The 22,519-nt window shown below is 71.9% G+C and carries 22 protein-coding genes; 18 read left to right on the top strand and 4 right to left on the bottom strand.

The genetic code is table 11. From position 1 onward, the window contains the following. The 5 genes from FLV34_RS34615 to FLV34_RS34600 form a co-directional block, all read left to right on the top strand. Nucleotides 1–165: hypothetical protein (locus FLV34_RS34615; protein ID WP_147945107.1), on the top strand; the 165-nt coding region annotated here is incomplete at its 5' end. Beyond that, nucleotides 162–746: a hypothetical protein gene (locus FLV34_RS40900; RefSeq protein ID WP_168065861.1), complete on the top strand. Its 585-nt coding sequence runs from the start codon at nt 162–164 to the stop codon at nt 744–746. The genes FLV34_RS34615 and FLV34_RS40900, both read left to right, overlap by 4 nt. A gap of 126 nt (nt 747–872) precedes the next feature. After that, nucleotides 873–1,958: an S-(hydroxymethyl)mycothiol dehydrogenase gene (locus tag FLV34_RS34610; protein ID WP_147945106.1), complete on the top strand. Its 1,086-nt coding sequence runs from the start codon at nt 873–875 to the stop codon at nt 1,956–1,958. A 103-nt stretch (nt 1,959–2,061) separates the two neighbouring features. Further along, nucleotides 2,062–3,153, top strand: a complete 1,092-nt coding sequence (locus FLV34_RS34605) for an aromatic ring-hydroxylating dioxygenase subunit alpha (protein WP_142647308.1) — start codon at nt 2,062–2,064, stop codon at nt 3,151–3,153. Nucleotides 3,154–3,171: 18 nt separating this feature from the next. Further along, a complete protein-coding gene (locus FLV34_RS34600; RefSeq protein WP_142647276.1) occupies nt 3,172–5,469 on the top strand; it encodes an FdhF/YdeP family oxidoreductase in 2,298 nt (765 codons plus the stop codon). A 7-nt stretch (nt 5,470–5,476) separates the two neighbouring features. Here FLV34_RS34600 and FLV34_RS34595 read toward each other — a convergent pair whose 3' ends face one another. Next, nucleotides 5,477–6,262, bottom strand: a complete 786-nt coding sequence (locus FLV34_RS34595) for an IclR family transcriptional regulator (RefSeq protein WP_205830122.1) — start codon at nt 6,260–6,262, stop codon at nt 5,477–5,479. A gap of 183 nt (nt 6,263–6,445) precedes the next feature. On the opposite strand from FLV34_RS34595, the gene FLV34_RS34590 reads away from it, so the two are divergent. From FLV34_RS34590 to FLV34_RS34580, 3 genes are all read left to right on the top strand, one after another. Next, the gene (locus FLV34_RS34590) at nt 6,446–6,805 is read left to right on the top strand and encodes a hypothetical protein (protein WP_142647275.1); all 360 of its coding nucleotides are present in this window, start codon (nt 6,446–6,448) and stop codon (nt 6,803–6,805) included. Between the two features lie 96 nt (nt 6,806–6,901). After that, nucleotides 6,902–8,152 (top strand): sensor histidine kinase, encoded by a 1,251-nt coding sequence (locus FLV34_RS34585; protein WP_147945105.1) that lies wholly within the window; start codon nt 6,902–6,904, stop codon nt 8,150–8,152. Further along, on the top strand, nt 8,149–8,799 hold the full coding sequence (locus FLV34_RS34580; protein ID WP_142647273.1) for a response regulator transcription factor: 651 nt from the start codon (nt 8,149–8,151) through the stop codon (nt 8,797–8,799). Before FLV34_RS34585 ends, FLV34_RS34580 begins: the two co-directional genes overlap by 4 nt. Before the next feature lie 15 nt (nt 8,800–8,814). Here the strand turns inward: FLV34_RS34580 and purU are convergent, their stop codons facing one another. Next, entirely contained in the window at nt 8,815–9,681 is an 867-nt protein-coding gene (purU, locus tag FLV34_RS34575; protein WP_142647272.1) for a formyltetrahydrofolate deformylase, read from the bottom strand. Between the two features lie 109 nt (nt 9,682–9,790). On the opposite strand from purU, the gene FLV34_RS34570 reads away from it, so the two are divergent. The 9 genes from FLV34_RS34570 to FLV34_RS34530 all read left to right on the top strand — a co-directional run bounded on the left by FLV34_RS34570 (nt 9,791) and on the right by FLV34_RS34530 (nt 20,298). Beyond that, a complete protein-coding gene (locus tag FLV34_RS34570) occupies nt 9,791–10,576 on the top strand; it encodes an IclR family transcriptional regulator (RefSeq protein WP_147945104.1) in 786 nt (261 codons plus the stop codon). A gap of 133 nt (nt 10,577–10,709) precedes the next feature. Next, nucleotides 10,710–13,148, top strand: coding sequence for an FAD-dependent oxidoreductase (locus tag FLV34_RS34565; RefSeq protein WP_147945103.1), 2,439 nt, complete (start codon nt 10,710–10,712; stop codon nt 13,146–13,148). Between the two features lie 26 nt (nt 13,149–13,174). Further along, a complete protein-coding gene (gene glyA / locus FLV34_RS34560) occupies nt 13,175–14,440 on the top strand; it encodes a serine hydroxymethyltransferase (RefSeq protein ID WP_147945108.1) in 1,266 nt (421 codons plus the stop codon). Next, nucleotides 14,437–15,684: a sarcosine oxidase subunit beta family protein gene (locus FLV34_RS34555; RefSeq protein ID WP_142647269.1), complete on the top strand. Its 1,248-nt coding sequence runs from the start codon at nt 14,437–14,439 to the stop codon at nt 15,682–15,684. Before glyA ends, FLV34_RS34555 begins: the two co-directional genes overlap by 4 nt. Nucleotides 15,685–15,701: 17 nt before the next feature. Further along, nucleotides 15,702–15,980 (top strand): sarcosine oxidase subunit delta, encoded by a 279-nt coding sequence (locus tag FLV34_RS34550; RefSeq protein WP_142647268.1) that lies wholly within the window; start codon nt 15,702–15,704, stop codon nt 15,978–15,980. Next, on the top strand, nt 15,977–18,829 hold the full coding sequence (locus FLV34_RS34545) for a 2Fe-2S iron-sulfur cluster-binding protein (RefSeq protein WP_147945102.1): 2,853 nt from the start codon (nt 15,977–15,979) through the stop codon (nt 18,827–18,829). Before FLV34_RS34550 ends, FLV34_RS34545 begins: the two co-directional genes overlap by 4 nt. Next, nucleotides 18,822–19,415, top strand: a complete 594-nt coding sequence (locus FLV34_RS34540; RefSeq protein WP_147945101.1) for a sarcosine oxidase subunit gamma — start codon at nt 18,822–18,824, stop codon at nt 19,413–19,415. Before FLV34_RS34545 ends, FLV34_RS34540 begins: the two co-directional genes overlap by 8 nt. A gap of 132 nt (nt 19,416–19,547) precedes the next feature. Beyond that, nucleotides 19,548–19,973, top strand: a complete 426-nt coding sequence (gene panD, locus FLV34_RS34535; protein WP_142647265.1) for an aspartate 1-decarboxylase — start codon at nt 19,548–19,550, stop codon at nt 19,971–19,973. Between the two features lies 1 nt (nt 19,974). Next, on the top strand, nt 19,975–20,298 hold the full coding sequence (locus FLV34_RS34530) for a DUF6247 family protein (protein ID WP_147945100.1): 324 nt from the start codon (nt 19,975–19,977) through the stop codon (nt 20,296–20,298). Between the two features lie 74 nt (nt 20,299–20,372). Here FLV34_RS34530 and FLV34_RS34525 read toward each other — a convergent pair whose 3' ends face one another. Beyond that, nucleotides 20,373–21,161, bottom strand: coding sequence for an amidohydrolase family protein (locus FLV34_RS34525; protein WP_147945099.1), 789 nt, complete (start codon nt 21,159–21,161; stop codon nt 20,373–20,375). A 93-nt stretch (nt 21,162–21,254) separates the two neighbouring features. Here FLV34_RS34525 and FLV34_RS34520 point away from each other — a divergent pair, with 93 nt between their 5' ends. Then, nucleotides 21,255–21,635 (top strand): MerR family transcriptional regulator, encoded by a 381-nt coding sequence (locus FLV34_RS34520; protein WP_147945098.1) that lies wholly within the window; start codon nt 21,255–21,257, stop codon nt 21,633–21,635. 23 nt (nt 21,636–21,658) lie between these two features. On the opposite strand, the gene FLV34_RS34515 is transcribed toward FLV34_RS34520, so the two are convergent. Beyond that, nucleotides 21,659–22,426, bottom strand: a complete 768-nt coding sequence (locus FLV34_RS34515; RefSeq protein WP_142647261.1) for a ribonuclease HII — start codon at nt 22,424–22,426, stop codon at nt 21,659–21,661. Nucleotides 22,427–22,519 lie beyond the last annotated feature (93 nt).

The following is a 22,519-nucleotide window of genomic DNA, read 5'->3' as shown; positions in this document are numbered from 1 at the left end:
CGTCCGCTGCGCCGCACGATCCAGCGCGAGCTGGAGGACACGCTGTCGGAGAAGATCCTCTACGGCGAGCTGCGGCCGGGCCAGGTCGTCAAGATCGACGTCGAGGGCGAGGGCGAGGCCGCCACGTTCACCTTCACCGGCGAGACCGCGCCCGCCGCCGTATGACCGCCCAGCAGGCGTTCTGGATCGACGGCCGGTCCGACCGCGAGCGCGTCCGCTACAGCGGCGTCAGCCACTACTCGGAGCGCGTGTGGGAGAACATCGGTGAGTTCGAGGGGGTGTGGGGTGACATCGCCCCGGTCGCGTTCGCGTGCGCGGCCTGGCGGATCGCCACCCCGCCCCTGACCTCGCCAGGGTTCGTGCGCTGGCACCGGCGGATCCTGTCGGCCTCCTGCGACCGCAACACCTGGGACGGGTCGCTGACGGCGCACGTCACGATCGTCTCCCCGCCGCCGGCCGCGCTGACGGTGTCGCGCGACTGGTGGCGCGACCGCGGCTGGCGGGACTGGCCGGAGATCTTCGGCCAGTTCGTCGAGCCTGCCGAGCAGGACCTCGCGAAGGTCCCCTACCTGCGTCCGACCCTGGTCGTGGACGCCCCGGTGCCGCTGGACGACCTGCCTCCCGCGCCGGACGGGCCGGCTGATGATCTGGCCGAGACGGCCCACCGCGCGCTCGTGGTCCTCGTACGCGAGCTTAACGACCTGCTCGCCCCGGTCGTCACCCAACTGGAGCAGGGCCCCCGCTGACCGGAGGGCGACAACTCTCTTCACCTCTTGACACTGGCCCTGCACGGCCTCAGTCTGTTGCGCATAGTGCTATGTGTTTCGTCTTGCACAACTAAAGCACGCTGACTGATCGAGGGAAAGAGAAACATGGCGCACGAAGTCCGCGGGGTCGTGGCGAGGGGCAAGGGACAGCCGGTCAGCCTGGAGACCATCGTCGTCCCCGACCCGGGTCCGGGTGAGGCGCTCGTGGCCGTGCAGGCCTGCGGGGTGTGCCACACCGACCTGCACTACCGCGAGGGCGGCATCAACGACGACTTCCCGTTCCTCCTCGGGCACGAGGCGGCGGGCGTGGTCGAGGCCGTCGGCGAGGGCGTGACCGACGTCGCCCCCGGCGACTTCGTCATCCTCAACTGGCGTGCGGTGTGCGGGCAGTGCCGCGCCTGCCTGCGCGGGCGCCCGCAGTATTGCTTCGCCACCCACAACGCCACGCAGAAGATGACGCTGGCCGACGGCACCCCGCTGTCCCCGGCGCTCGGCATCGGCGCGTTCGCCGACAAGACGCTCGTCGCGGCCGGTCAGTGCACGAAGGTCGACCCGAGCGCGTCGCCGGTCGCGGTCGGCCTGCTCGGCTGCGGGATCATGGCGGGCCTCGGCGCGGCCATCAACACGGGCGGCGTGACCCGCGGCGACTCGGTCGCCGTCATCGGCTGCGGCGGCGTGGGCGACGCGGCGGTCGCGGGTGCCCACCTGGCCGGCGCTACCACGATCATCGCGGTCGACGTGGACGACACCAAGCTCGAATGGGCCCGCCGTTTCGGCGCCACGCACACGGTCAACTCCCGGGAGACCGACCCGGTGGAGGCGATCCGCGAGCTGACCGGCGGGGTCGGCGCCGACGTCGTGATCGAGGCGGTGGGCCGCCCCGAGACGTACAAGCAGGCGTTCTACGCCCGCGACCTGGCCGGGACCGTCGTGCTGGTCGGCGTGCCGACGCCGGAGATGCGGCTCGAACTGCCGCTGCTCGACGTCTTCGGCCGCGGCGGCGCGCTCAAGTCCTCCTGGTACGGCGACTGCCTGCCCAGCCGTGACTTCCCCATGCTCGTCTCCCTCTACCAGCAGGGCAGGCTCGACCTGGACGCGTTCGTCACCGAGACGATCGCGCTCGAGGACGTCGAGGCGGCCTTCGAGAAGATGCACCACGGCGAGGTGCTGCGCTCCGTCGTGGTCCTGTGACCGGCTTTCCCCTGATCATCTCGATCTCCGACGTGCGACGTACGACCTTCAGGAGCCACAAGTGAGCACCACGAGCCTGCCCCCCAGCCTGCCCCCCAGTCTGATGGCCACGCTGCCGGGCGAGCACTACACCGACCCCCAGGTCTTCGCGCAGGAGCAGAAGCGCATCTTCGAGTCGATGTGGTTCTGTGCGGTCCGGGCCGCCGACCTGCCCAAGCCCGGGGCGTTCAAGACCGTGCAGGTCGGCACCGAGAGCATCCTGATCACGCGGGCGCGGGACAACTCGATCCGCGCGTTCTACAACGTCTGCCGCCACCGCGGCGCCCGGATCTGCACCGAGGACTCCGGCGAGGTCAAGCGGGCCTTCCAGTGCCCCTACCACGCCTGGACGTACGACCTGGAGGGCAAGCTCATCGCCGCCCCCAACCTCACCAAGATGCCCGACCTCGACCGGGTCGAATACGGCCTCGTCAACGTCGCGGTGCGGGAGTGGCTGGGCTACGTGTGGGTCTGCCTGGCCGACGAGCCGCCCTCGTTCGAGGACACCGTGCTCGGCGAGGTGCGCACCCGCCTCGGCGACGTGGCCTCGCTCGACAACTACGACGTGGCCAACCTCGCGCTGGGCCGCCGGATCACGTACGACGTGAAGGCGAACTGGAAGCTCATCGTCGAGAACTTCATGGAGTGCTACCACTGCGCGACGATCCACCCCGAGCTGACCGAGGTGCTGCCGGAGTTCGCCGACGGCTACGCGGCGCAGTATTACGTGGGCCACGGCGCGCTGTTCGGCGAGGGCATCCAGGGGTTCACGGTCGACGGCTCCGAGGGGCTCGACCGCATCCCGACGATCAGCGAGGATCAGGACAGGCGCTACTACGCCATCACGATCAAGCCGCAGGTGTTCGTCAACATGGTGCCCGACCACGTGATCATCCACCGGATGTTCCCGCTCGCCGTCGACCGTACGGTCGTGGAGTGCGACTGGCTCTACCTGCCGGAGGTCGTGGCCTCGGGCAAGGACATCAGCCGGTCGGTGGAGCTGTTCCACCGGGTCAACGAGCAGGACTTCGACGCCTGCGAGCGCACCCAGCCGTCGATGAGCTCCCGCACGTACGCCAAGGGCGGCGTGCTGGTGCCGAGCGAGCACCACATCGGCCTGTTCCATGATTGGGTGCGTGGCAAGCTCGGCGAGTGAGTTCGAAGGAGACGCGGCGTGACACGTAAGGCCCCCCGGGATGACGTCGGAGATGAGCGCCTGGAGATCGGCGCGCCCAAGACCTGGGCGGGAGGTGTCCCGGCGGTCGGTCACGCGCTCGGCACCGCCTATCGGCAGATGGGCGCGGGACGGACGGTGCTGACCCTGCTGCGGGTCAACCAGAAGTCCGGCTTCGACTGCCCGGGATGCGCATGGCCCGAGGGCGACGGTCACCGCAGTCCCGCCGAGTTCTGCGAGAACGGCGCGAAGGCGGTGGCCGAGGAGGCGACGCTCCGCAGGGTCACCCGCGACTTCTTCGCCGAGCATCCGGTGGACGAGCTGGCCCGGCGCAGCGACTACTGGCTGGGCCAGCAGGGCCGGCTCACCGAGCCGATGTACAAGCCGGCCGGCTCGGACCACTACGAGCCGATCTCGTGGGAGGACGCGTTCGGCGTCGTCGCGCGCGAGCTGCGCGCGCTCGACCACCCGAACCAGGCCGTCTTCTACACCTCCGGCCGCACCTCCAACGAGGCCGCGTTCGCCTACCAGCTCCTCGTCCGCCGGTTCGGCACCAACAACCTGCCCGACTGCTCCAACATGTGCCACGAGTCGAGCGGCTCGGCGCTGACCGAGACGCTCGGCATCGGCAAGGGCACGGTGCTGCTGGAAGACCTGCACCGGGCCGACCTGATCTTCGTGGTCGGCCAGAACCCGGGCACCAACCATCCGCGCATGCTGACCGCGCTTGAGCGGGCGAAGCGGGGCGGCGCGCGGATCGTGGCGGTCAACCCGCTGCCGGAGGCCGGGCTGCTGCGGTTCCGGAACCCGCAGCGGCCCTCCGGCGTCGTCGGCGCCGGGACGGCGCTGTCCGACCGGTTCCTGCAGATCCGTCTCGGCGGCGACCTGGCGCTGTTCCAGGCGCTGTCGCTGCTCCTGCTGGAGGCCGAGGACGCCGCGCCCGGCACGGTGGTGGACCGCGCGTTCGTCGAGGCGCACACGCACGGGTTCGACGCCTGGGAGAAGCACGTACGCGGCCTCGATTGGGACGAGGTGCTGGAGGCGACCGGGCTCACCCGCGCCGAGATCGAGGAGACGGCCCGCGACGTGCTGGCCGCCAAGTCGGTCGTCGTCTGCTGGGCGATGGGCCTCACCCAGCACCGCAAGTCGGTCCCGACGATCAGGGAGATCGTCAACTTCCTGCTGCTGCGCGGCAACGTGGGACGGCCCGGCGCGGGGGTGTGTCCCGTACGCGGGCACTCCAACGTGCAGGGCGACCGGACGATGGGCATCTACGAGAAGCCCAAGCCGGAGTTCCTCGACGCGTTGGAGAAGGAGTTCGGCTTCCCGCCGCCGCGTCAGCACGGCCACGACACCGTGGAGGCGATCCGTGCCATGCGCGACGGCGACGCGAAGGTGTTCTTCGCGATGGGCGGCAACTTCGTCTCGGCGACGCCGGACACCGCCGCGACCGAGGCGGCCCTGCGCAGTTGCCGGCTCACCGTGCAGGTGTCGACCAAGCTGAACCGGTCGCACGCCGTGTGCGGCGAGCAGGCGCTCATCCTGCCCACGCTCGGCCGCACCGAGCGGGACGTACAGGCCGGCGGCGAGCAGTTCGTCACGGTCGAAGACTCGATGGGCGCCGTGCACGCCTCGCGCGGGCGGCTGAGCCCCGCGTCGGACGCGCTGCTGTCCGAGGTGGCCATCGTGTGCCGGCTGGCCCGTGAGCTGCTCGGCGACGACCCCCACGTGCCGTGGGCCGAGTTCGAGGCGGACTACGACGCGATCAGGGAGCGCATCGAGCGGGTGGTGCCGGGGTTCGGCGACTTCAACGCGAGGGCGCGCACGCCGGGCGGCTTCCTCCTGCCGAACGCGCCGCGCGACGAGCGCCGCTTCCCCACGGCCACGGGGAAGGCGAACTTCACGGTCAACCCGCTGGAGGTGCTGCGGGTGCCCCCGGGCCGCCTCCTGCTGCAGACCGTGCGCAGCCACGACCAGTACAACACCACGATCTACGGGCTGAACGACCGCTATCGCGGCGTCCACAACGGGCGGCGGGTCGTGTTCGTCCACGCCGACGACCTGGCCGAGCGTGGTCTCGCCGACGGCGACATGATCGACCTGATCAGCGAGTGGCCGGACGGCGAGCGCGTGGCCGAGGGCTTCCGGGCCGTCGCCTATCCGACGGCGCGGGGCTGCTGCGCGGCCTACTTCCCGGAGACCAACGTGCTGGTGCCCCTGGACTCGGTGGCTGAGACGTCGAACACGCCCACGTCCAAGAGCGTCGTCGTACGGCTGCGGCGCGCGGCCGGGTCGTAAGGAAGGGCTAGGCGCCGAGGCGGTGACTGATCTCCTCGGCGCCCTGGACGAGGACGGGGGCCAGCTCCCGCATGCGGCTCTCGCTGAACCGGTAGGCGGGCCCCGACGCGCTCACCGCCGCCACGACCTCTCCGCCGAAGGAGCGTACGGGGGCGGCGAGCGCGTTCAGGCCCACTTCGAGCTCTTCCACCGTGAGCGCGTAGCCGCGCTCGCGCACCGTCGCCAGCTCCCGCTCCAGGTCATCCGCCGAGGTCACCGTGTTGGGCGTGTAGCGCTGGAGGCCCGCGGCACGCAGCAGGTCGTCGCGGCGCTGCCGGTCCACGTACGCCAGCAGGACCTTGCCGCTCGACGTCGCGTGCAGGGGCGTGAGCTGACCCACCCAGTTGTAGGCGGTGACGGCGGAGGGGCCGCGCACCTGGTCGAGGTTGACCGCGTAGTGCGAGCGCAGGACGGCGATGTTCACGGTCTCGCCGATCTCCTCCGCCAGGCGCTGGCAGACGGGCCTGCTCTGCTGGGTGACGTCCAATCGCATGGAGACGTTGCCGGCGAGGCGGACGAGCCCGAAGCCGAGGCGATACTTGCCGCGGTCTTCGGTCTGCTCCACGAGCCCGCGCGCCTCCAGGGCGCCCAGCAGGCGGAACGCGGTCGACTTGTGGACCTCGATCTCGGCCGCGATCTCGGTGACCCCGGCCTCCCCGCGGGCGGCGAGGATCTCCATGATGCTGATCGCCCGGTCCACGGACTGCACGCCGCCGCCGCTGGCCTCGGTCCTGCCGGAAGCGTCGTTGTCCATATCGGGACTGTAGCGTTCCTTGTCCTGGATCAACGCCCTGAATCCACCGATCGGTGGAGCCGCTCCACCGCGTGGATGAGCCGCCGATTCCACCGCCGGCTCGGAAGATCGGGCGATCCGTACGGAGTGCCTCCGTTGCGACGCTGATTCCCGTCGGAGAACGAGAAGACGGAGGCGTACGGAATGCGCGACGTGGTCTGGCTGATCGGCGGGTACGCCGCGGTCAGCGTGCTGACACTGGTGGCGATGATCGTGTTTCGGCAGGACGCGACGATGGTGACCACCGAGGTCTGGGTCCGCGGCACGCTCGTCGCCGCCGGCTCACTGCTCACGCTGTTCTTCGCGGTCCGGGCGGCCCGCGGCGACCGCCGGATGCTGGTGCGGCTGCGTGTCGTCACCGCGATCATGCTGGTCGCGATCGTGGTGATCATCGCGCTGCCCGGCGTCTTCCCGCTGTGGTTCAAGCTCGAACAGGGTGTCTGCGGCCTGCTCCTGCTGGCCGTGGTCGTGCGGATCAACCGGCGCCCGGCGATCCGGCCGTGAGCACTGAGCGCGCTCCGCTCACGCCGCTCCCGCGGGCGGCCGGGGCGGCGGCTAGGTTGTTCCGCTGGGGGTAGGTGCGCGATGCGGAGTTGGCAGATGGCCAGGCCGGCGGGCTGGGACCAACGGTTCCTGCCCATGGTCACCGTGGTCCCCTACGTGGCTCTGGCCGTCATGGCCGCCCTGACCATCGCCCTGAAGCACGACCGGCCCGGCTCTCTCGCCGTCGACCTCGTGCTCTGCGCGGCGGCCGCGGTGTGGAGCCTGGCACTGTTCACGCTGCATCCGCAGTGGCGCGACCGGAGCGGCGTGATGGGCGTCTTCCTGTCGGGCCTGATCGTGTTCGGGCTGGTCATGGTCCTGCGCGACCCGTGGTTCGGCGTGTACACGCCGGTGCTGTACTTCTACGCCTACCGGATCATCGGCTGGCCGCGCGAGCTGTACTTCATCGCCGGCGTCGCGGTGGTGGCCGGCACGGCACAGTCGGCCGGCGTGGACACCGGCTCGTGGGCCGGCCGCCTCGAATACCTGGGGATCCTGGTCGTCAACATCGCGCCGATGTGCCTGCTGGCCTGGATAGGCGAGATCGGCGGGCGTTACTACGACGGCCGGGAGGCGGCGTTGCGCGAGGCCCGGGAGGCCAACACGCGGCTGGCCGCGGCACTGGCCGAGAACGCGGCGCTGCAGGAACGGCTGGTGGAGCAGGCCCGCGCGGCCGGCGTCCTGGACGAGCGGGCCCGGATGGCCCGGGAGATCCACGACACGCTGGCCCAGGGCCTGACCGGCATCGTCACCCAGTTGCAGGCCGCCGAGCACGCGGCGGACGACCCGGCCGCGTGGCGCCGGCACCATGCGGCGGCGACCGCGCTGGCGCGGGAGAGCCTCACCGAGGCGCGGCGCTCGGTGAACGAGCTGCGCCCGGAGCCGCTGGAGACCGGCCGGCTGGCCGACGCCGTCACCGAGGTGGCGGCCGGGTGGTCGGCCCGCCACGGCGTCCCGGCCCAGGTCACGGTCACCGGCGAACCCCGCACGCTGCGCCCGGAGGCCGAGGTCGCCCTGTTCCGGGTCGCCCAGGAGGCTCTGGCCAACGTCGCCAAGCACGCCTGCCCCGTCACCCGCGTCGGTCTCACCCTTTCCTACATGGACAGGCAGGTGGCTCTCGACGTCCGCGACGACGGCCGCGGCTTCGACCCGGCCGTCCGGGCCGAGCGCGACGGGGGCTTCGGGCTGGTGGCGATGCGGCAGCGGATCGAGGCGTTGTCGGGCACGCTGCAGATCGAATCGGAGCCGGGGCACGGGACGGGAATCTCGGCCTGTCTGCCGGCCGGGGCACCGGAGGTGCGTCCATGAGCGACCCGATCAAGCTCCTCATCGCCGACGACCACCCGGTGGTGCGGGACGGGCTGAGCAGCATGTTCGCCCGCGATCCCGAGTTCACCGTGGTCGGCGAGGCGGCGGACGGGGCCGAGGCGATCAGGCTGGCCGAGGCGCTCGGGCCGGACGTGATCCTGATGGACCTGCGGATGGCCGGCATGGACGGCGTCACCGCGATCGCAGAGCTGACCCGGCGCGGCGTGCCCGCCCGGGTGCTGGTGCTGACCACCTACGACACCGACAGCCACGTGCTGCCCGCGATCGAGGCCGGTGCCACCGGCTACCTGCTCAAGGACGCGCCGCGAGACGAACTGCTGCGCGCCGTACGCGCTGCCGCCCGCGGTGAGGCCACGCTGTCTCCGTCGGTCGCCGCCCGCCTGATGAGCCGGCTGCGCACCCCGGCGCCGCCGGCCGGCCCGTTGAGCCGGCGCGAGCTGGAGGTGCTGCGCCTGGTCGCGGCAGGGAACACCAACCGGGAGGCGGCCGCCCGTCTGTTCATCACCGAGGCCACGGTCAAGACGCACCTGCTCAACATCTACGCGAAGCTCGGCGTCAACGACCGCGCGGCCGCGGTCGCGGAGGGGTACGACCGCGGCCTGCTCGGTGCGCCCGAGCGTCCGTGAACGCAGTATGGGGAGTCAGCGGAAGACGACGGTGCGGTCGCCGTTGAGGAGGACGCGGTTCTCGCTGTGCCAGCGCACGGCCCTGGCCAGCACCCGGGCCTCCACATCGCGGCCCACGGTGACGAGCGCGTCCGGGTCGAGCGAGTGATCGACGCGCTCGACGTCCTGCTCGATGATCGGCCCCTCGTCGAGGTCGGCCGTGACGTAGTGCGCGGTGGCGCCGATCAGCTTGACCCCGCGGTCGTGCGCCTGGTGGTAGGGCTTGGCGCCCTTGAACCCCGGCAGGAACGAGTGGTGGATGTTGATCGCCCGGCCCTCCAGGCGCTTGCACATGTCGTCGCTCAGGATCTGCATGTAGCGGGCGAGCACCACCAGGTCGGTGTCGAGCTCCTCGGCCAGCTCCAGGACGCGCCGCTCGGCCTCGGGCTTGGTGTCGGGCGTGACGGGCACGTGGTGGAACGGCACGCCGTAGAACTCGGCCAGCGGTTCGAGGTCGCGGTGGTTGGAGACGATCGCGGGGATCTCGACGTTCAGTGCGCCGAGCCGCTGCCGGTAGAGCAGGTCGTTGACGCAGTGGCCGAACTTCGACACGAGCACGAGCGTCCTCGTGGGCGTCACGGCGTCCTTGATCTGCCAGTTCATCCGGAAGGAGTCGCCGACGTGGGAGAAGCCGCGGCGCAGCTCGTCGATGTCGCCGCGGCCCTCGGGCACCCCGAAGTGCACCCGCATGAAGAAGTGGCCGTTCGTCCTGTCGTTGAACTCCTGGCTCTGCAGGATGTCACCCGCGTGCTGGACGAGGAAGCCGCTCACCGCGTAGACGATCCCCGGCCGGTCGACGCAGGAGAACGTGAGGACGAACTCGCGACCCGGGCGAGCGGACATGGAGCCTCCAGAGTGCGTCATACGCAACATGGTGTCGTATACGCAACAGCGTGACCCGTCGCGTCGATCAGGTCAAGAGCTTGGTGCGTATTACGCGTACAGTTGTGTCATGGGCAACGAATCCGGTGAGGGTGCGAACGTACAGTCCGTCGACCGCGCCCTCACCATCCTGAAGTTGCTCGCCCGCGACGGTGAGCTCGGCGTCAGTGAGCTCGCGGCCACCCTCGGCGTGCACAGGTCCACCGCGTTCCGACTGGTGGCGACGCTGGAGAGCCACGACCTGGTCGAGCAGGACAACGATCGCGGCAGATATCGGCTCGGCGTTGGCCTGGTGCGGCTCGCGGGGGCGACCAGCGCGCGGCTCGACCTGGTGCGCGAGAGCCGGGCCGTCACGCCGGCGCTCGCCCGCGCGGTGGGGGAGACCGTCAACGTGGCCGTCCTGTCCGGAGGCGAGGCCCTGTACGTCGACCAGGTCGCCGGACGATCGGCGCTCCAGCTCCACCACTGGGTGGGGCAGCGGATCCCCCTGCACGCGACGTCCAACGGCAAGGTGCTGCTCGCGCACGCGCCCGCCGCGCTGCGCGAGGAGGTGATCGCGGCCGGGCTGCCCGTCCTCGCCACGCGGACCGTCACCGATCCCGCCCGGCTGCGCGCGGAGCTCGCCGAGGTGCGCCGCCGTGGGTACGCGACGGCGGTGGACGAGCTGGAGGACGGCCTGAGCGCGGTCGCGGCGCCCGTCCTCGGCGCGGACGGTTCCGTCGTCGCCTCGCTCAGCGCGTCCGGCCCGACCTTCCGGATGCCCGAGGCGGCGATCCCCGCCGTGGCCGAGCAGGTCATGGCCGCGGCGCAGGAGGTGTCCGCCCGCATGGGCTGGTTCGGCCCCGCCCGGCGCTGAACCGGCCCTCCCGAGGGTGCGGTTTTGTCCGGTTTTTGATGCTTGACACCCGGGATGTGACGCGTCACGCTTGTTGCGTTAAACGCATAATGTTGCGAATAGTGCAACAAAATATGCAGCAACGGAGGTGGGTATGACGGGCCCGCGCGTCGTCATCATCGGAGCAGGCGTCGTCGGTGCGGCGCTCGCCGACGAACTGTCGGCCCGGGGCTGGACGGACGTCACCGTGGTCGACCAGGGCTCGGTGCCCGCGACCGGAGGCTCCTCCTCGCACGCCCCGGGACTGGTCTTCCAGATCAACGGGTCGAAGACCATGACCGAGATGGCGCGCTACACCGTCGAGAAGCTCAGCTCGCTCGACGTCGACGGCGAGCCCTGTTTCCTCCAGGTCGGCGGACTGGAGGTCGCGACCAGCCCGGAACGGCTCGCCGAACTGCACCGGCGGCACGGCTGGGCGACCTCCTGGGGCGTCGAGTCGCACCTGCTCACCCCCGCCGAGTGCGCCGAGCTCTTCCCCCTGATCGACCCCGAGGTCGTGCTCGGCGGCCTGCACATTCCGAAGGACGGCCTCGCCAAGGCCGTACGCGCGGTCGAGGCGCAGCTCAGGCGGGCGCGGTCGCGCGGCGTGCGGGTGCTGGACCGGCACGAGGTGCTCGACGTCCGCACCGAGGACGGCCGGGTGGCCGCCGTGGTGACCGATCAGGGTGAGATCCCCGCCGACATCGTGGTCTGCTGCGCCGGCATCTGGGGCCCGAAGGTGGCCGCCATGGTCGGGATGCCGCTGCCGCTCACCCCGCTCGCCCACCAGCTCGCCTGGACCGGACAGGTGCCCGACCTCGCCGGACGCGAGGAGGAGGCGACGCTGCCGATCCTGCGCCACCAGGACGCCGACCTCTACTATCGCCAGCGGTTCGACGGCGTCGGCATCGGCTACTACGGCCACCGGCCCATGCCGGTCAAGCCCGAGGAGCTGCTGCCGGTGGACGAGGCCGAGGTCATGCCCTCGGTGCTGACGTTCACGCCGGAGGACTTCGAGGACGCCTGGACCGAGACCCAGCGGCTGCTGCCCGGCACTCGCGCGGCCAAGCTCGACGAGGGAATCAACGGGGTCTTCTCCTTCACCCAGGACCACATGCCCCTCCTGGGCGAGTCGTCGGAGGTCAAGGGCTTCTGGGTGGCCGAGGCGGTCTGGGTGACCCACTCCGCGGGCGTCGGCAGGGCGATGGCCGAGTGGCTGGTCGACGGCCACTGCTCGTCATTCGACCTGCACGAATGCGACGTCAACCGGTTCGAGCCGCACCAGCTCGCCCCCGACTACGTGATGGCCCGCGACTGCCAGAACTTCGTCGAGGTCTACGACATCATCCACCCGCTCCAGCCGATGGAGGAGCCGCGGCCGCTGCGCCTCAGCCCCTTCCACACCCGGCAGCGCGAGCTGGACGCGTTCTTCCTGGAGGCCGTCGGCTACGAGCGGCCGCAGTGGTACGGCGCGAACGCCCGCCTGCTGGAGGGGCGCGACATCCCCACGCCCAACGACTGGGCGGCCCGCTACTGGTCGCCGATCGTCGGCGCGGAGGCCCAGGCGTCCCGCGAGTCCGTCGCGCTGTACGACATGACCGCGCTGAAGCGGCTGGAGGTCGCCGGCCCCGGCGCCCTCGCCTTCCTCCAGCGGCTGACGACCGGGCAGATGGACAAGTCGGTCGGCTCGGTGACCTACTGCCTGCTGCTCGACACCGACGGCGGCATCCGCAGCGACGTGACGGTCGCCCGGCTGGGCCGCGACGTGTTCCAGGTCGGCGCCAACGGCAACCTCGACCTCGACTGGTTCCACCGCCACCTGCCCGCGGACGGCTCGGTCATGGTCCGCGACATCACGGCCGGCACCTGCTGCCTCGGCGTCTGGGGCCCGCGCGCCCGCGACCTCGTCCAGCCGCTCACCGACGCCGACTTCTCCAACCAGGGCTTCCGCTACTTCCGGGCGAAGAAGGCGTACATCGGCACCGTGCCGGTCACCGCGCTGCGGCTGTCGTACATCGGCGAGCTGGGCTGGGAGCTCTACACCACCGCCGACCTCGGCGCGAAGCTGTGGGACACGCTCTGGGAGGCCGGGCAGCAGCACGGCATCATCGCCGGCGGGCGCGGCGCGTTCGCGAGCCTGCGGCTGGAGAAGGGCTACCGGTCCTTCGGCACCGACATGACCTACGAGCACGACCCGTACGAGGCGGGGCTCGGGTTCGCGGTGAAGCCGGACAAGGGCGACTTCATCGGCCGTGAGGCGCTGGAGCGGCGCAAGGAGAACGTGCGCCGCCGCCTCACCTGCCTCACCATCGACGACCCCGCCCAGGTCGTGATGGGCAAGGAGCCGGTGTACGACGGCGACAGCGCCGTCGGCTACGTCACCAGCGCGGCCTTCGGCTACACGATCGGCAAGGGCATCGCCTACGCCTGGCTGCCCACCGAGCTGGCCACGCCGGGACGGACGCTGGAGATCGGCTACTTCGACCGGCGGGTGACCGCCGTGGTCGCCGAGGAGCCCCTGTTCGACCCCGCCATGGAACGGCTGCGCAGCTAGTGAGGACTGAAGTGAACGATTCGGTGATGGACGCGCCGCTCGCCGAGACCGACCCCGAGGTCGCGGCGGCGATCGGTGAGGAGACGCGCCGCCAGCGCACCACGCTGGAGATGATCGCCTCGGAGAACTTCGCGCCCGTCTCGGTGATGCAGGCGCAGGGCTCGGTGCTCACCAACAAGTACGCCGAGGGCTACCCGGGCAGGCGCTACTACGGCGGCTGCGAGAACGTCGACGTGATCGAGCAGATGGCGATCGACCGGGTGAAGGCGCTGTTCGGCGCGGAGGCGGCCAACGTGCAGCCCCACTCGGGGGCGCAGGCCAACGCGGCGGCCATGTCGGCCCTGCTGGAGCCGGGCGACACGATCCTCGGTCTCGACCTCGCGCACGGCGGCCACCTGACCCACGGCATGCGGATCAACTTCTCCGGCCGGCTCTACAACGTCGTGGCCTATCACGTGCGTGAGAGCGACAGCCTCGTGGACATGGACGAGGTCGAGCGGCTCGCCCGCGAGCACCGGCCCAAGCTGATCATCGCGGGCTGGTCGGCCTACCCGCGCCACCTCGACTTCGCCGCCTTCCGGCGCATCGCCGACGAGGTCGGGGCCTACCTGATGGTGGACATGGCGCACTTCGCCGGGCTGGTCGCGGCGGGGCTGCACCCGTCGCCGGTGCCGCACGCGCACGTCGTCACCACGACCACCCACAAGACGCTGGGCGGGCCGCGCGGCGGGGGGATCCTGTCCACCGAGGACCTGGCCAAGAAGATCAACTCGTCGGTGTTCCCGGGCCAGCAGGGCGGCCCGCTGGAGCACGTCGTCGCGGCCAAGGCCGTCGCGTTCAAGATCGCGGCGGGCGAGTGGTTCCGCGACCGGCAGCGCCGCACGCTGGAGGGCGCGCAGATCCTCGCGAACCGCCTGCTCGCCCCCGACGCCGCCGAGGCGGGCGTACGGGTGCTGTCCGGCGGGACGGACGTCCACCTGGTGCTCGTGGACCTGCGCGAGTCCGAGCTGGACGGCAAGCAGGCCGAAGACCGGCTGCACGAGGCCGGGATCACGGTCAACCGCAACGCGGTGCCGTTCGACCCCCGGCCCCCGATGGTCACCTCGGGGCTGCGGATCGGCACCCCGGCCCTGGCCACCCGGGGCTTCGCCCGCGCCGAGTTCGAGGAGGTCTCCGACGTGATCGCCCAGGCGCTGCGTCCGGACGCGGACCTGACGGCGCTACGCGCCCGGGTCGAGGCCCTCGCCGCCAAGCACCCCCTCTACCCCGGCCTGAACGGAGCCGCCCAGTGAGCCCGCACACCCAAGGGCGCAGGACGCCGGGCGCCGACCTGCCCGACCACCCCGACCGCCTGTGGCGCTCGGCCGAGCCCAAGCGCGCGTACGACGTGGTGATCGTCGGGGGCGGCGGGCACGGCCTGGCCACGGCCTATTACCTCGCCAAGAACCACGGGATCACCGACGTCGCCGTGCTGGAGCGCGGCTGGCTCGCGGGCGGCAACATGGCCCGCAACACCACGATCATCCGATCCAACTACCTGTGGGACGAGAGCGCGGGCATCTACGAGCACGCGCTGAAGCTGTGGGAGGGCCTGGAGGAGGACCTCGGCTATCCGCTGCTGTTCAGCCAGCGCGGCGTGCTCAACCTCGCCCACAGCCTGCAGGACGTGCGCGACAGCGTGCGCCGGGTCAACGCCAACCGGCTCAACGGCGTGGACGCCGAGTGGCTGACGCCGGAGCAGGTCAAGGAGGTCTGCCCGATCGTCGACATCTCGCCCGACGTGCGCTACCCGGTGCTCGGCGGCACCTACCAGCCCCGGGCGGGCATCGCCAAGCACGACTACGTCGCGTGGGGCTTCGCCAAGGCGGCAGCCGACCTCGGGGTCGACATGATCGAGCACTGCGAGGTGACCGGTCTCGACGTACGCGACGGCCGGGTGACCGGCGTGCGGACCACCCGCGGCCCGATCGCCGCCAAGAAGGTCGCGCTCGCCGCCGCCGGGCACTCCTCGGTCGTCGCCGGCTACGCCGGGGTGTCGCTGCCGCTGCAGAGCCACCCGCTGCAGGCGCTGGTGTCGGAGCTGCTCGAACCGGTGCATCCGACCGTGGTCATGTCCAACGCGGTGCACGTCTACGTGAGCCAGGCGCACAAGGGCGAGCTGGTCATGGGCGCGGGCATCGACGCGGCCAACTCCTACCGCCAGCGCGGCGCGTTCCACATCATCGAGCGGCAGATGTCGGCGGCGCTGGAGCTGTTCCCGGTCTTCGCCCGGGCGCACGTGCTGCGGACCTGGGGCGGTGTGGTCGACGTGACCCCCGACGCCTCGCCCGTCGTCGGCCTGACCCCCGTCGAGGACCTGTACGTCAACTGCGGCTGGGGCACCGGAGGGTTCAAGGCCACCCCGGGCGTCGGCTGGTGCTACGCCCACACCGTGGCCACCGGCGAGCCCCACCCGCTCAACGCACCCTTCTCGCTCGACCGGTTCACGACCGGCAAGCTCGTCGACGAGCACGGCGCCGCCGCCGTCGCGCACTAACACCGGAGACAGACAGAATGCTGCTGATTCCCTGCCCGTGGTGCGGGCCGCGGGACGAGGCCGAGTTCCACTACGGGGGGCAGGCCCACGTCGCCTATCCGGAGGACCCGGCCGCCCTGTCCGACGAGGAGTGGGCCCGCTACCTGTTCTTCCGCGACAATCCCAAGGGCCTGTTCGCGGAGCGGTGGAGCCACACGGCCGGGTGCCGCCGCTGGTTCAACGCCGTACGCGACACCGCCACCAACGAGATCCACGCCGTCTACCGCGTGGGCGAGCCGCGGCCGGTGAGCGCATGAGCGAGCGAAGCGAGCAGACCAGCAGGGCCGGTCAGCCGTACCGTCGCGAGGGGGCGACGGGCACGACGTTGCGCTTCCGGTTCGACGGCCGCGACTACGAGGGCCTTGAGGGCGACACGCTGGCCTCGGCGCTGCTCGCCAACGGCGTGCGCGCGGTGGCGAGCAGCATCAAGCTCGGCCGTCCGCGCGGCGTCTACGCCGCGGGCTGCGAGGAGCCGAACGCGCTCGTCCAGATCGAGGAGCCCTTCCCCGAGCCGATGCTCACCGCCACGACCGTCGAGCTGTACGACGGCCTGGTCGCCTCCGGCCTGCCGGGACAGGGCAGGCTGGCCGACCGGCCCGACCCGGCGCGTTACGACGCGGTGCACGCCCACTGCGACGTGCTCGTGGTCGGCGCGGGACCGGCCGGCATCGCCGCCGCGAGCGTGGCGGCGCGGGCCGGTGCGCGGGTGATCCTCGCCGACGAGCGGCCCGAGCCGGGCGGCAGCCTCCTCGGCACGACCGAGACGCTCGACGGCGCGCCCGGCCGCGAGTGGGCGGCCGAGGAGGTCGCCGCGCTGGCCGCCCTGCCGGACGTACGCGTGCTGCGCCGCACCACGGTCGTCGGCCACTACGACGACAACTACGTCATCGCGGTGGAGCGCCGGACCAACCACCTGGGCGCGGCGGCCCCCGCCGACGTGGCGCGCGAGCGCGTCTGGCGCATCCGGGCCAGGCGTGTGGTGCTGGCCACCGGCGGCCACGAGCGGTTCGTCGCTTTCGCCGGGAACGACCTGCCCGGCGTGATGCTGGCCGGCGCGGCCCGCACCTACGCGAACCACTACCGCGTGCTTGCGGGGTCGCGGGCGGTCGTGTTCACCATCAACGACAGCGCGTACGCCGCGGCGCTCGACCTCGCCGACGCCGGTGTCGAGATCGCCGCGATCGCCGACGTACGGCAGGCTCCCGGCGAGACGTGGGCGGCCCGCTGCGCCGAGCGCGGCATCGAGCTGCTGACCGGCCACGTGGTCACCGCCGCCAAGGGTGAGGGCGAGGTCTCCTCGGTCCAGGTCGCCCCACGGGGTGACGGCGAGGCCCGCGAGATCGCCGCCGACCTGCTGCTCGTGTCCGGCGGCTGGACGCCGGTGGTGCACCTGTTCAGCCAGGCCGGGGGCACGCTGCGCTACGACGAGGAGCTGGGCGCGTTCACGCCCGGCGAGACCCGTCAGGCGGTGGAGGCCGCCGGGTTCGCCCGGGGGGTCCGCACGCTGCGGGAATGCCTGGAGGACGGCGCCGAGGCGGGCCGCCGCGCGCTGGCCGCCGCCGGCTTCGCCGTACCGGCCGAGATCGCTCTGCCGTCCGCGGAGGAGGAACCGGCCGCCGCGCCCGCCGAGCACCTGTGGCTTGTGGAAAGCGACGACTACGACGCCCACTTCGTGGACCTGCAGCGCGACGTCACCGTGGCGGAGGTGCTGCGCGCGACGGGCGCCGGGCTCACCTCGGTCGAGCACGTCAAGCGCTACACCACGGCGGGCACGGCCCACGACCAGGGCAAGACGTCCGGCCTGCTGACCAGCGGCGTCGTGGCGCACGCGCTCGGCGTGGACGTTTCCGAGCTGGGGACCACGACGTTCCGCGCGCCGTACACGCCGGTCTCGTTCGCCGCGCTGGCGGGCCGCGATCGGGGGCACCTGCACGACCCGGTGCGCGTCACCGCGATGCACGAGTGGCACGTCGCGCGCGGTGCGCTGTTCGAGAACGTCGGCCAGTGGAAGCGGCCCTGGTACTACCCGCAGGCGGGTGAGGACATGGAGTCCGCCGTGCTGCGCGAGTGCCGGGCGGCCCGCGAGGACGTGGCCGCGATGGACGCCTCCACGCTCGGCAAGATCGACGTGGTCGGCCCCGACGCCGCGGTGCTCCTCGACCGGCTCTACACGAACATGATGAGCACGCTCAAGGTCGGCTCCATCCGCTACGGCGTGATGTGCCGCCCCGACGGCATGGTCTTCGACGACGGCACCGTCATCCGCCTGGCCGACGACCGCTTCCTCGTCACCACGACCACCGGCAACGCGGCGGCGGTGCTCGACTGGATGGAGGAGTGGCTGCAGACCGAGTGGCCGGACCTTCGGGTGCACTGCACGTCGGTCACCGAGCAGTGGGCGACCGTGGCGCTCGTCGGGCCGCGCTCCCGCGAGGTGCTGGCGCGGCTCGCGCCCGGCCTGGCGGTGGACAACGACAGCTTCCCGTTCATGACCTGGCGGGACGCCGAGGTCGCCGGGATCGAGGCGCGCGTCTGCCGGATCAGCTTCTCCGGCGAGCTGGCCTACGAGATCAACGTCTCGTCCTGGTTCGGGCTCGCCCTGTGGGAGGCGGTCATGGCGTCCGGCGAGGTCACGCCGTACGGCACCGAGACCATGCACGTGCTGCGCGCCGAGAAGGGGTTCCCCATCGTCGGCCAGGACACCGACGGCACGGTCACCCCGCAGGACCTCGGCATGGAGTGGATCGTCTCGAAGAAGAAGGCCGACTTCGTCGGCAAGCGGTCCTTCGCCCGGGCGGACACCTCCCGGCCCGACCGCAAACACCTGGTCGGCCTGCTGCCCGAGGACCCCGGCGTGCTGCTGCCCGAGGGCGCCCACCTCGTGGCGACCTCGGCGCTGCCCGAGCCGCCGGTGCCGACGCTCGGCTTCGTCACCTCCAGCTACCGCAGCGCCGCGCTGGGCCGTACGTTCGCGCTCGCGCTGGTGAGCGGCGGGCGCGAGCGGATCGGCGAGCGGCTGTTCGCGCCGGTCGGGGCGGACCTGGTGCCCGTCACCGTGACCTCCCACGTTCTGTACGACCCGGAAGGAGCGCGCCGCGATGGCTGAGCCGACGGTTGTGCGCAGGAGTCCGGCCGCGGCGTTCGCGGCGAGGTTCGAGGCGGCGAGCGCGGGCGGCGGCCTGCGCCTGGCCGAGATCCCGTTCCTGACCCAGATCAACCTCCGGGTGGACCCCAAGAGCCCGGCGGCCGAGCGCATCGGCACCGCGATCGGCGTGCCGCTGCCGGTGGAGCCCGGCACGGTCGCGGGCGGCGGCGACCTCGAAGTGCTCTGGCTCGGGCCGGACGAGTGGGTGCTTCTCGCCCCGGACGGCGCCGCACCCGGCCTGGTGGCGCGTCTCACCGAGGCGGCAGGCGGCGAGCACGTCTCGGTCGTCGACGTGTCGGCCCAGCGCACCACCCTGGTGGTGGCCGGTGACCGGGCGCGGGACGTCCTGGCCCACGGCTGCACGCTGGACCTGCACCCCCGGGTCTTCGGCCCGGGCCGCTGCGCCCAGACCACGCTGGCCAGGGCCGGAGTCGTCCTGGTCGCCGGTGCGGACGGCTTCCGCCTGCTGGTCCGCTCGTCCTTCGCCGGATACGTCGCGGAATGGCTGCTCGACGCGTCGGTCGAATACGTCGGGCCCGCGGCCTGACACGGGCGCCGGAACGGCCCGGCCGCGGCGGTCATTGATCGCTGTAGCCGGGCCGCGGTCCTGCCGGTCAGGTGTGTGACATAGCATCGAGGGCGCTCATAAGGAGGGCAGTCCGCACCCCGGTGGGAGACCATGTTCCGCACGTTGATGAAGTCGAAGATCCACCGCGCGACCGTCACGCAGGCCGACCTGCACTACGTCGGCTCGGTGACGATCGACGCGGACCTGATGGCCGAGGCCGACCTCGTCGAGGGTGAGAAGGTCGACATCGTCGACATCGACAACGGCAACCGCCTGTCCACCTACGTCATCGAGGGCCCGGCGGGCTCGGGCGTCATCGGCATCAACGGCGCCGCCGCCCGGCTCATCTCCGTCGGCGACCTCGTGATCATCATCGCGTACGCGCTGGTCGCCGAGGACGAGGTCAAGGCGCTCAAGCCACGCGTCGTCTTCGTCGACAAGGACAACAAGCCGCTGCACGTCGGCTCCGACCCCGCCGCCGTCCCCGACGGCATGGGCCTCACCCCCGGCGACCTCACTCCACCCTCCACCACCTGACATGACCGCGCAGCCTGAGGACCCGTCCGCGATCTTCGAGGCGCTCCCGCCGTCCCCCCGCGCCTGGTTCCGGGCGGAGTACGACGAGGCTTTGGACGCCGCACACGACTTGGCCCGCCTCAAGCAGGTGCAGGCGTTGTTGCGTCAGTGGCGGCTGCGCGCGATCGCTTACGCGCGCCCGGGGTACGAGGAGGCCGTCCAGGACGCGCTCCAGGACCGTACGGAGATGTTCACGCGCTACACCCCGCCCGAGTGGGAAGGCCGGGTGCGGAGGGCCGGGGTGCTCGCCGCACCCGAGCCGCCGGACCACGGTCTTCGTCGCTAGCGTCGCCGAGGTGCTCGACGGGCCCATAGAGCTGATCGCCCGCCGCTCCGCCGTCCCGCCGCGCTGGGGATACGTCAGGCGAGGCCGAGAAGCCGGGCGGCCGTTCCTCCGAGCACCCGGTCACGTAGCTCCCCGGGTGCGGTGACCCGCTCCACGGTCGCGCGGGCGAGGGCGGGGTCGCCGTACGGGGCGTCCGAGCCGAAGAGCGTGCGGTCGGGGATCTCCGCGATGGCCAGCCGTACGGCGAAGATCAGGTATGCCGTGGACAGCTCCAGGAACATGCTGGGCGTGTCCCGGACCAGCGCGATCGCGTCCATCCAATGGAGACCCCCGAGCTGGCTGATCACCAGGGGCACGGAGGGATAGGCGCGTGCCAGCTCCGCCAGCGTCCGCAGGTCGTCCGCCGTGGTCGGCGCGAAGCCGTGGACGACCACGGGCAGCCCGCCGTGGTCGGCCGCCCCGCGCAGCACGGGCTCGATCAGGCCGGCCTGCCCCGGCGGGGGCGTCAGCTCCCCGATCCCTCGCAGGCCACGCCCCGCCACCTCCCGGTCGATCCACTCGGCGATGTGCTCCGGCGGCAGATCCAGCGGCACGCTCAGGAAACCGATGAACCGGTCGGGGTGAGCGGCGAGCGCCGCGTCCAACTCCCTGTAGGCGGCCTGGTATCGGCCGGGTCCGTTGGCGCGGCCCCCGATCGCCTCGTCGAGAGCGGCCATCTCCCCGCGCAGCGACTCCAGGTCGGTGGCCCGCTCCGGGTGCGTCCGCGTGGGGAACAGCACCGCGCGATCGACTCCGGCGTCGTCGAGCAGTGCGATGTGGTCCGCGACCGGGTCGTGGACATGGCTGTGCGCATCGATGATCACGTTGTCTCCTTAGAGCGGTCCGGAATGTGACCAGCGCGCTTCACTGTTGCGGTTGACACCGTTGGAAGGTCAAACCAGGAGGAGACGGACGCCATGCTGATCGGGGAGCTGGCACGCAGGACAGGGGTCAGCGAACGCCTTCTGCGCTATTACGAGCGCATCGGGCTGATCCGCTCGGAACGGCTCCCCAACGGCTACCGCGACTACGCCGACGCGACCGTCGAGACGGTGGGGCGGGTGCGGGCCCTGCTCGCCGCCGGCCTTCCCACGCGGGTCATCCGCCAGGTGCTCCCGTGCGCCGACGGCCGCACCGGTCTGCGCCCGTGTCCCGGCGTCCTCGACCTGCTGCGTGCCCAGCTCGACGTCCTCGACCGTCGTACGGCCGAGCTGGCCGACGCCCGCGACCTGCTGCGCCGCACGATCGCCGCCACCGAGAGCGCCGCCACCGAGAGCGCCGCCTCTCCCGCTCGATAGCTCGTGGGCCCGGTGCCAGGGTGTCAGAGGAGGGTCATCTGGCCGGAGCCTGCGAGGGGGTCGCGGTGCTTGCGCAGGTGCCGCCACTGAGGGAGGTCGTCGAGGTACGACCAGGAGAGCCGGTGGTGCGGGGTCGGCCCCGTCTCCGCCAGCGCCTGCTGGTGGACGGGGGAGGGGTAGCCCGCGTTGGCGGCGAAGCCGTACGCCGGGTGCTCCTCGCCGATCTCCGCCATCATGCGGTCGCGGTGCACCTTGGCCAGCACCGACGCGGCGGCCACCGACACCGAGCGCTGGTCGGCCTTGACCTCGCACCGCACCCGCCACGGCCGGCCGAGGAAGTCGTGCGCGCCGTCGAGGAGCACCACGTCGGGCCGCAGCGGCAGGGCCTCCAGCGCCCGGCACGCGGCCCGGCGCAGCGCCTCGGTCATGCCGGCCTCGTCGATCTCCTCGGGGCTCGACTCGCCGTACGCGTGACAGATGAGCCACTCCGGCAGGACCGCCGCGAACGCCTCCCGCTGGGCCGGGCCGAGCAGCTTGGAGTCGGTCAGCTTGATCGTGCGCTCCCCGCGTCCCGGCAGCTCGGGCGGCGGGCCGAAGGCGGTGACGGCCGCGCAGACCACCACCGGGCCCGCCCACGCGCCGCGGCCCACCTCGTCCACGCCCGCGATGTGGACCGCCCCCGCGGCACGCAGCTCGTCCTCGATCTCGTATCCGGCCACCCGCCTCGGGGACGCCACGGGCGTGGTGCGGGATTCGGAACCGGGCTCAAGCCCGGGCAAGGCGTCGGTCATCCCCGTATCATCCCAGGCACCCGCCGCCCCGTCGGCCGCTACGCGTGGTAAGACATGCGCACGCGGCCCGGCGCGTCCGCTGGACGGCCGGGC

This window comes from Microbispora sp. CSR-4, assembly GCF_008033685.1.
Lineage (GTDB): Bacteria > Actinomycetota > Actinomycetes > Streptosporangiales > Streptosporangiaceae > Microbispora.
This window is presented reverse-complemented; position numbering and strand designations above follow the sequence as displayed.

Bases quoted from the DNA above. Each gene is read 5' to 3' on its own strand.
- FLV34_RS34565 (WP_147945103.1), top strand. From the start codon at position 10,710: ATGACGGGCCCGCGCGTCGTCATCATCGGAGCAGGCGTCGTCGGTGCG.
- FLV34_RS34605 (WP_142647308.1), top strand. From the start codon at position 2,062: ATGGCCACGCTGCCGGGCGAGCACTACACCGACCCCCAGGTCTTCGCG.
- glyA (WP_147945108.1), top strand. From the start codon at position 13,175: ATGGACGCGCCGCTCGCCGAGACCGACCCCGAGGTCGCGGCGGCGATC.
- FLV34_RS34570 (WP_147945104.1), top strand. From the start codon at position 9,791: ATGGGCAACGAATCCGGTGAGGGTGCGAACGTACAGTCCGTCGACCGC.
- FLV34_RS34550 (WP_142647268.1), top strand. From the start codon at position 15,702: ATGCTGCTGATTCCCTGCCCGTGGTGCGGGCCGCGGGACGAGGCCGAG.
- FLV34_RS34595 (WP_205830122.1), bottom strand. From the start codon at position 6,262: ATGGACAACGACGCTTCCGGCAGGACCGAGGCCAGCGGCGGCGGCGTG.
- FLV34_RS34520 (WP_147945098.1), top strand. From the start codon at position 21,255: ATGCTGATCGGGGAGCTGGCACGCAGGACAGGGGTCAGCGAACGCCTT.
- FLV34_RS34530 (WP_147945100.1), top strand. From the start codon at position 19,975: ATGACCGCGCAGCCTGAGGACCCGTCCGCGATCTTCGAGGCGCTCCCG.
- FLV34_RS34585 (WP_147945105.1), top strand. From the start codon at position 6,902: ATGGCCAGGCCGGCGGGCTGGGACCAACGGTTCCTGCCCATGGTCACC.
- FLV34_RS40900 (WP_168065861.1), top strand. From the start codon at position 162: ATGACCGCCCAGCAGGCGTTCTGGATCGACGGCCGGTCCGACCGCGAG.
- FLV34_RS34540 (WP_147945101.1), top strand. From the start codon at position 18,822: ATGGCTGAGCCGACGGTTGTGCGCAGGAGTCCGGCCGCGGCGTTCGCG.
- FLV34_RS34590 (WP_142647275.1), top strand. From the start codon at position 6,446: ATGCGCGACGTGGTCTGGCTGATCGGCGGGTACGCCGCGGTCAGCGTG.
- FLV34_RS34515 (WP_142647261.1), bottom strand. From the start codon at position 22,426: ATGACCGACGCCTTGCCCGGGCTTGAGCCCGGTTCCGAATCCCGCACC.
- purU (WP_142647272.1), bottom strand. From the start codon at position 9,681: ATGTCCGCTCGCCCGGGTCGCGAGTTCGTCCTCACGTTCTCCTGCGTC.
- FLV34_RS34580 (WP_142647273.1), top strand. From the start codon at position 8,149: ATGAGCGACCCGATCAAGCTCCTCATCGCCGACGACCACCCGGTGGTG.
- FLV34_RS34545 (WP_147945102.1), top strand. From the start codon at position 15,977: ATGAGCGAGCGAAGCGAGCAGACCAGCAGGGCCGGTCAGCCGTACCGT.
- panD (WP_142647265.1), top strand. From the start codon at position 19,548: ATGTTCCGCACGTTGATGAAGTCGAAGATCCACCGCGCGACCGTCACG.
- FLV34_RS34610 (WP_147945106.1), top strand. From the start codon at position 873: ATGGCGCACGAAGTCCGCGGGGTCGTGGCGAGGGGCAAGGGACAGCCG.